Below are 8,734 nucleotides of genomic sequence, written 5' to 3'. Positions count from 1 at the left end.
CAGCCGCCGGTTTGCGCACGCGGCCGCGCAGATAGGCGCGGATGGCGCTTTCAAATGCGGGCAGGTCTTCGGCACCCAGCTGGCTTAGTGCCGGGGCTTCGATTTCGCGCAGGATTTTCTTGTCCGACGGGTTCAGATGCAGACGCAGGATCGGGCAGCGGAACTGATCAAAGGCGCGTTGGGCGATATCACGGAAGCGTTTATCGACGGTGCGGCCAAAGAATACGTCGATTTTGGTCGGGTGATCGCCGGGTTTGGTCAATGCTTCGACGATTTGCGGGCTCATTTCCGCACGTGCGGTCTTTTGCAACCGTTTCCAGTTCAGATCCAGAAGCACGTCGGCTTCGGGGATCACGCGTTCGCTGCGTGCGGCGGCAAGCAGGCTGCAATAATAACCGCGTGACAGATATTCATAGGACTGGCACAGGTTGATCACACGGCGGTTGCGCACCCCATGATCAAGCGCAAGATATTCACGCACCCGCATGATGCGTGCACCGGGGACCTGAAATGGCAGGTCTTTCAGGCGATCCACAAGGATTAGAGGCGCACCGGTTGCGACCGCCGGGGACCGTTCGGTCGGGATGTCATACAGATCGTGTTGCAGGCGAATGCCATCGGCACCGTCTTCGTAATAGCCGGGCAGATCGGCAATCTGCTGATAACCGTGGCGGTCATAAAGATTGCGGGCATTGCTGTTTTCAATGCGGACCTCAAGGCGGATACGCACACATCCGGCATCGATCGCCAGGTTTTCAAGCCCGGCGAGAAGTTGCGTGCCCAGACCCTTGCCGCGCCAGTTGTCGGAAATCGCCAGCGAATAAATGCGCGCGGTCGTCGTATTGGCGCGCAGCAAAAGCAGGCCATAACCGACAATGTCGGGTTTGCCGCTTTCGCCGGCATCAGCGACAAGAAGACGGGCGGATGCCTGACGCAGGAAGCGCGAAAAGCCGGACCGCGAAATCGCGTCGCTTGTGAAGCTGCCGCTTTCAAGGGCGCAAAGACCATCGAGATCAGAACGGGTGGCGTTTCGGATGATGACGGGCAGGGACGGGGTTGAAGTCACGTTTGAAGTCAATGGGTGGCCTCCGGCATTTGGGTGGCAGCAGCAAGCAGATTGCTCTCAACTTCGAGTAAGCGGAACAGTTTTTTCTGACAAGTGCGATTACCGATCACAGCCATGCCATTTTTTCATGCTGTTTGATCGTTGGTGCATTCGACCTGCGTATAGAATGAAAATATGGTAGACGCTTGGCAAGTGCCTTAAAACAATAAACGGATCGGCCTGTGCAATGAACGCGGCCGGACGTTACATAAGTCTATCGGGACCGAGTGAAAATATTGGGGACGTCGTCGGTGAATACGGATAAACGCTACAACCGCAAATCCAGATTGCGAGGCATTGGTGTTGTGTCTGTTTTGCTGATGGGAACGGCGCTTTCGGCCTGTTCGGGCGATGGCGTTCTATCCGAACTTGGTTTCGGCAAGGACAGCGATAGTGCGGCACAGGATGCCTTGGGGGCGACAATCCCCTATGAAGTCCAGATCGAAGGTATCGACCCGCAGGAAGAGAAACTGATTGCTGCGTTACGCGATGTCAGCACATCGATCCGCCTGCAATCCCGACCGACGCCATCGCTTGCCGGGCTTGAGCGCCGTGCCGAGGATGATGTGGAGCGGTTTGAAACCGTTTTGCGGTCCTTCGGGTTCTATGATGGACAGGTGTCTTTCAATATCCGCGAAGCCGAACCCGATGATCCGAATACATCGGATAATGAAAATGGCGGGGACGGCGATGACGTTGTCAGTGCGGCAAGTGAACCGGCGGCAGGCGCACCGGAAAGTACGGAGCAGCCCGATCCGGTTGATCTGGTTTATCAGATTGATGTCAATCAGCCCTATCTTCTGTCGGAAGTGAAACTGGTTATTGTCCGCCCGGATCATACGACGCGCCGCGAAGCCACGGATGAGGAACTGGAACGTACCAATCTGCATCTTGGGCAGCGTGCTGCTGCCGACCCGATCATTCTGGCCGAACAATATGCAGTTGATTTCATGCGAGATCGCGGTTTCCCGCTGGTGGAGGCGGGCAAGCGCACGGTGATCGCGAATACGGCGGAAAAAACCATTTCCGTGACTTACGAGCTGATCACCGGACCGGAAGCCAATTTTGGCAAGGTCAGTGTCAAAGGAGCCGAAACCGTTGATGAAGATTTCATCGCCGGTTATCGCAGTTGGAAACCGGGGCAGAAATATTCCCCCGAAGAAGTCCGGACAACGCGCCGCGATCTGGCGCAATCGAACCTGTTTGACAGCGTGATCGTCAAGCCGGTCGGGCCGGTCGCCGAAAATGGTGAAATCCCCGTCGAGATCGAAGTGCAGGAACGCAAACATCGCACGATTGGTGGCGGGGTTGATTTTTCAACTGCCGACGGGCCGGGGGCGAATGCGTTCTGGGAAAACCGCAATCTGTTCGGAGCGGGCGAACGGCTCAGACTTGGTATCGAAGGGTCGGGGCAAAGCCAGGGCCTTGAAGCTGCATTCCGCAAGCCGCAGTTTCTTAAGCGGCGTCAGGCGCTGGTTGCGGATGCTTCGGCCAAGAGTTACAGCACGGATGCCTATGACGGCGAACTGGTCGAAAGCTTTGTCGGGGTCGAACGCAAGTTTGGCGATTACTGGTCGGTTACGCTTGGCCCAACGGCGGAATATTCCGACCTGACGGGGGCTGATTCCCCTAATGAGCAATTCTATCTTGGCGGTTTGCGAGGTATTTTGCGGCGCGACAGCACCGATAATCCGCTTGATCCGACCGAGGGCAACCGGCTTGAATTCAACGTATCGCCCTATACCAGTTTGAGTGGCCCGAGCGCGCAATTCACTTCCGTTTCATTCAATGGATCGCAATATTTCGCCTTTGACGACGAAGGCGATTATGTCCTTGCGGGGCGGGGGCGTGCCGGGATGATTATCGGCGAAGATCGTTCGGATCTTCCGGCCAACAAAAGGTTCTATTCCGGTGGTGGCGGATCGGTTCGCGGTTACGAATATCAGAAAGTCGGGCCGCTTGATGATGATGGTGATCCGCTAGGCGGGCGTTCGGTACTTGAAGCCGGGATTGAGTTCCGCGCACGTGTGACGGAAAGCTTTGGCATCGTGCCGTTTATCGAAGGCGGTAATGTGTTTGAAGAAAGCAACCCGGACGATCTTGATCTGCTTTGGGCGGCGGGGCTTGGTTTCCGGTATTATACGGCGGTCGGGCCGCTTCGTTTTGATGTCGCGGTGCCGCTTGATAAGCGTGACAATATTGACGACGATTTCCAGATTTATCTTAGCCTTGGACAAGCATTTTGACGTTGCCTGACGATCCCAAACCATCCGGAACCACCAAACGTGGAAAGGTTGCCAAATGGGCGCGACGTGGAGCGATTGCGTTTGCGTGTCTGTTGCTCATGATGATTGCGATTGTCGGCATTGCCGGAACCGGGCCGGTATTGCGGGCGGTAACGCCGTGGTTAAACACCACGGTGGCAGAGGCGATAGAGGGCGATTTCGAAATAGGCCGGATTGAAGGCAGTCTTTGGACGGGGCTTTCGCTTGACCGGCTGTCGGTGTCGATGCCGTCAAATGGCCTGGCCGTGGAGGTCAGCCAGTTCGGGTTTGACTGGTCACCGCTTGCGCTTTTGGGTGGGACGCTTCGGATTGATCGGATTGAAAGTGCCGCGATTGATGTGGTCTTGCCCGATATGTCCGGAACCGAAGACGCCGTCGAGGAAGAAGAAACCACGTCGGGCGGTTTTGCGCCCCCACTTGCCATTGAACTTGGCAAACTGGCGCTTGAGCATGTGCGTATTTCCGATCCGGCCAGCGGCAAAAGTTTTGAATACGGTCTGGGCGCCAGTGCGACGATCCGCGAAAACCTTGAAGCGGCTTTGTCGCTTGATCTGCGGCCTCTTGATGACAGCATCGACCGGCTGCGTGTCGAGCTTGATCTTGATGCCGATGCGCAGCGATTAAAGGCCGATATCGAAGGCAAGCTGGATCGTGCCGGACTGGTCATGACCCTGGCCGGGCTGGCACCCGAAGATGCGCCAGATGTCACGATCAGCCTTAAGGGCGATGGCCCGGCGGCAGGCTGGAAAGGGCGGATTGAGCTTGCGGCAAGTGACTTGGTCACGCTTGGCGGTGATTTGAGACTTCGGCTGGATGACAGCCGGATCGGGTTTGACCTTGATGGTCTGCTGGCAACGCAAGGCGACCTTGCCGCGCAGCTTCCGGAACCGTTGCGGGGCGACGTTGATCTGGGGATTGGTGGGCAGTTTGACGCCGATGCCAGTATCCTGTCGATCACGCGCGGCGATATTGCGAAATCCGGGCTTGCGACGATTGCGGCCACGGCGGAAATCAATTTTGATGACAGCACGGTTCTTGCCGATCTACGCGGGGATATTGATTCGGCGGTATCGGGACTGATTGAGGATGCGGTGACGTGGGGCGGGCTTGATCTGACCGCGCATGCCGAAGGACCGCTTGAATTGCCCGATGTGAATGTCATGCTGCGCGGGGATCAGGTCGCAACGCCGGTATCAACCATCGGAACATTGGCACTTGATGCCGATTTGCGCGGTGATGAAGACGGGTTTTCTGTTCAAAGCCGGATCGATGTTTCGGGCAATGAATGGCAGGATGCCGATCTTGGCGCGATGCTGGGCAATACGCAGCAGGTTGCCCTTGATGCAGAAATTGCACCGGATTTCAGCAAGTTTGCCCTTGGCAAAATCAACATCACCACGCCGGGCATTTCGGTTAACGGCACGACCGATATCAATGACGTGATGGCGGTGACGGATGGCGAGTTGATTGCCGATATCCGCGATCTTGCGATTTTTGCCCCGATTTCGGGGCTTGATCTGACTGGCACGGGGCAGGTTGCGATACGCGATCTGGCATGGTCGCTTGAACAGGGTGGTACGGCCAATATTGCAATCAAGGCCGATCAGACCGGGTTTGGCATTACCGATCTTGATCGTATTGTCGGGGCGACGCCAACCATTGATGGCAAGCTTGCTGTCAGTGACGCATTTGATCTGTCGATCACACTTGATCAGATTGCTACTGCGATGGTCTCCGGTCCGGCGCAAATCGATATATCAAACGAATTCAGTAATTTGTCGGTAAAATCTGATCTTTCGGTTCAATCCGGTGTGGTGCCGCCAGATATAGGTGTTTCCATCGCCCCGGCGACGATTGCGATCAATCTTGACGGGGATATTGCAGCACCGGCGGGAACGATCAAGCTTGTAACGCCATCGGTTTCGGCGGGCGGGCAGAAGTTTGAAAAGCTTGATCTTGTGACTGAAATGCGTTGGTCCGATCAGGCAGTATTGTCGCTGATCAACAAGGCCGGGTTCGGTTTGATGGGGCGCAATTACGATCTGGCGGTTGATGTGGTTTTGCCCGCGGATGGGTTGCGGGTTGATAATATCGCCCTGACGGGTGAACGGCTTGAACTGGTCGGTAGCTTGATGTTGCCAGATTATGCCGTGCCGATGCGCGGCAAGCTTTCAGTGCGCAAACTTGATGCGGTGATGCTGTCTGATTTTGGGGTACCGGTTACGAATGGTGCGGGAACCGCCGATGTTGCATTCGTTCCGAAATCAGGCCAGCAGCAGATTGACGTGAATGCCAATCTGAAAGGCATTCGACTTGCCGCCGAAGACGGGGCCGAACAGCCCGCGATCGAGGATGTTGTTCTGGCGGGTTCGATCCTTGATGCATTCGAGAAGCCGGGTTTCAACCTGAAACTGAATGGCAGCGATATTCGTTTTGCGCCGCTTGCAGTGGATCGGTTGGGCACAGAAATCACCGGTGATATGTCGGCCATCGGAATTGCGCTTGATGCTAATGGTCGGCTTCAGGGTAACATTCCGGTCAAGCTTGATAGCGATATGGAAGTTGGTCTTTCAGACGGGATCAATGTTCGTGCCGATCAGCTTGATATCAATATCGGCAGTCAGAACATCGCCCTTCGCGAACCTCTGTTATTTACCCAGACAGAAAGCGGACAGCAGAAACTTGACGCGGCTTTGAATGTCGGTGCCGGTCAGGTGATCGCAAAACTTGACCATCGGCCAAAGCGCAATTTTACCGCCAATGCGCAAATTGCCGACCTCGTTCTGGGGCCGTGGGGGGAGATGTTCGGGTTAAGCGGGCTGGATGGTACGATGAATGTGACCGCCGATATATCCGAAGCGTCCGGACAATTGCCGATTGCGACCGTCAAGGGCGGAATTGAGAACATCACGACTGCGGCTGTAAAGGATATGGCGCCGTTTGGGATGGTGCTTGATCTGGCGTTGCGTGACGGTCAGTTTGACGGCAACGCCACCCTTGGTAATGAAGAGGCACAGATTGTTGAGGCGCGTGGTACCGTGCCTTTGGGTGTTTCCATCCTGAAACAGGATTTCACACTTGATCCGGATGCGCCGATTGATGCGCTGGTCAAGGTGGATGGGGAAATTGCACAATTCTGGCCTTATGTTCCGGCACCTGATCATGTCATGTCCGGGCATCTCAAGCTTGATGTGGTTGCGAGCGGCACACTTGATGCACTCGACTGGAATGGCAATATCGCCCTTTCGGATGGGGCGTATGAGCATCTGGAATATGGCACGCTGCTGAAACAGATCACGATCAGTGGTGATTTTGATCAGAACGGTTTGCGGGTGCCGGAAATTACGGCAACGGATGGCGGCAATGGCCGGATCAGTGGATCTGCCGAGGTAACATTGGATGACGATCCGGTTGTCAGCTACAAGGCGAATCTTAAGGTTGATAACGCAGCGCTGTCGCGTAAGGATGAACTGCAATTCTGGGCTGATGTGACGGCATCTGTTACCGGAACCGAACAGACTGCCGATATCCAAAGCAATGTGACGCTGCGCCGTGGTGAAGTCGACCTGACCCTTGCGCTGCCTGCATCGGTTTCGACGCTTGATGTCGAGAATATTGAAGATTCCAGGCAGCGCGAGGAAGAAGAGAAAAAGAAAGACGCGGCATCGGGTTTTGTCGGCAATCTGGATGTGACGGTTGATATTCCGGGACGTTTATTTGTGCGCGGACGGGGACTTGATTCCGAATGGGGTGGCAAGCTTGATATCAGTGGCACCACCGTTGATCCGGTTATTGTCGGGCAGTTGCAGGCCTTGCGCGGGCAGCTGGATATCATTGGCAAGACCTTCGTGATCAAGGATTCCAAGATCACGTTTTCGGGTGCAACACCGCCCGATCCATTACTGGACATCGAAGGGGTCTATACCACCGATGACCTGACCGTAACCGCCGGGTTCCAAGGCCCGGCAAGCGACCCGGAACTGGTTTTGACATCAAATCCGTCCCTGCCGGAGGACGAAATCCTGTCGCAGGTGCTGTTTGGCAAATCGCAGGGTAGCCTGAGCGCGATTGAGGCGGTCCAGCTTGCCAGTGCGGTGAACGAGCTTTCGGGCGGGGGCGGCGGACTTGATATCGTCGGTTCGGTACGTCGCTTTATCGGGGCGGATGTTTTGCAGGTCGGCGGCGGAGAAGACGGCCCGAACGTCAAGGTGGGTAAATACCTGACGGACGGGGTCTATGTCGGCACCAAAACCGGCACGACCCCGGGGTCAAGCGGGGTCGAGGTCGAGATTGAATTGACGCCAAATATCAGCGTGACCAGCGAAACCACCGAAATCGACAGCAAGGCCGGTGTTCAGTTCCGGCTGGATTACTGATCAAGTTTGATATCGCTGATATCCACAAGTGCCCCGCGCCGTGAAATCACGCGGCCAGCGACCTTTTGCGCAACGGCAATGGCGGCAGGCACATCGCGCCCGGCATTGCGGGCGGCAAGGTATGATCCGTTAAAGGAATCCCCGGCCGACGTCGTATCGACGATATCGGTGACCTTGGGCGGGGTGACGGTGCCGCTTTCGCCGTCCCTGATCGAATAAAAGGTCGGTTCACCACCGCATTTAACAACAACCTCGTCCGCGCCCAGCGAATGCCAGCGTTTGGCGGTGGCAGAGGGCGTTGCATCGCCAAACAGCGCGCTGTCGTCGTCAAATGTCGGCAGGACAGTGTGGCAATGGGGGGCAATCGCCAGATAGGTCGCCATTGCATCGTCCTGATCGGCCCAAAGACGCGGACGGTGATTGGTATCAAAGCAGACTTTGCCGCCCTGTTTTGCAAAGTCCTTTGCGATGCTGATCAGGGTCTGGCGGTCTTTCTCAGACAGGATTGCCAGTGTGATGCCAGAAAGATACAGACAATCGAACCCGCCAAGCGCATCGCGCAACACGGTATCGTGGCCGCCCTGAAGCATCTGTTTCGCGGCGGAATTATTGCGCCAGTAGGAAAAGCTGCGTTCACCGGTTTCATCGGTCTGGATGGCATAAAGACCGGGCAGCGCGCCATCGATCCGGCGGACCAGTGTTGTATCGATATTGTCGTTCTGCCACGCGGCAATCATTGCGTCGCTATAGGGATCCGTGCCCAGTGCCGTGATGTAGGAAACATCTGTATCAGGCGTTGCAAGCAGGCGGCTGGTGCGTGCCATATAGGTCGCACCATTAAGCGTATCACCGGCAAAGCCGAGATTGGCTGCGCCAAAAATGCTGCCGGGGGATGTTCCGGCAAGCTCGATCATGCATTCGCCGATAAAGGCAGTACGGGTCATTGGGGCCTCGATGGGGATGGTGGC

4 protein-coding genes are annotated in these 8,734 nt (G+C 56.0%); 2 read left to right on the top strand and 2 right to left on the bottom strand.

Going from position 1 to position 8,734, the window contains the following annotated elements; all coding sequences use genetic code 11:
- The coding region (locus TH5_RS05815; RefSeq protein WP_114121071.1) for a GNAT family N-acetyltransferase at positions 1–1,078 on the bottom strand (1,078 nt) is incomplete at its 3' end.
- Positions 1,079–1,356: 278 nt separating this feature from the next.
- Between TH5_RS05815 and TH5_RS05810 the strand changes: the two genes are divergently transcribed.
- A complete protein-coding gene (locus tag TH5_RS05810) occupies positions 1,357–3,351 on the top strand; it encodes an autotransporter assembly complex protein TamA (protein ID WP_114121056.1) in 1,995 nt (664 codons plus the stop codon).
- Positions 3,348–7,766, top strand: a complete 4,419-nt coding sequence (locus TH5_RS05805) for a translocation/assembly module TamB domain-containing protein (protein WP_114121055.1) — start codon at positions 3,348–3,350, stop codon at positions 7,764–7,766. Before TH5_RS05810 ends, TH5_RS05805 begins: the two co-directional genes overlap by 4 nt.
- Here TH5_RS05805 and TH5_RS05800 read toward each other — a convergent pair.
- Entirely contained in the window at positions 7,760–8,710 is a 951-nt protein-coding gene (locus tag TH5_RS05800) for a sugar kinase (protein ID WP_114121054.1), read from the bottom strand. The two genes, TH5_RS05805 and TH5_RS05800, sit on opposite strands and share 7 nt — an antisense overlap.
- Between the last annotated feature and the right edge of the window lie 24 nt (positions 8,711–8,734).

The sequence above is a fragment of the Thalassospira xianhensis MCCC 1A02616 genome (genome assembly GCF_003326475.1).
In the GTDB taxonomy this organism is placed as follows: Bacteria; Pseudomonadota; Alphaproteobacteria; order Rhodospirillales; family Thalassospiraceae; genus Thalassospira; species Thalassospira xianhensis.
This window is presented reverse-complemented; position numbering and strand designations above follow the sequence as displayed.

What these genes read in the sequence shown, in the direction of transcription:
- TH5_RS05800 (WP_114121054.1), bottom strand. Translation starts at nt 8,710, where the DNA reads ATGACCCGTACTGCCTTTATCGGCGAATGCATGATCGAGCTTGCCGGA.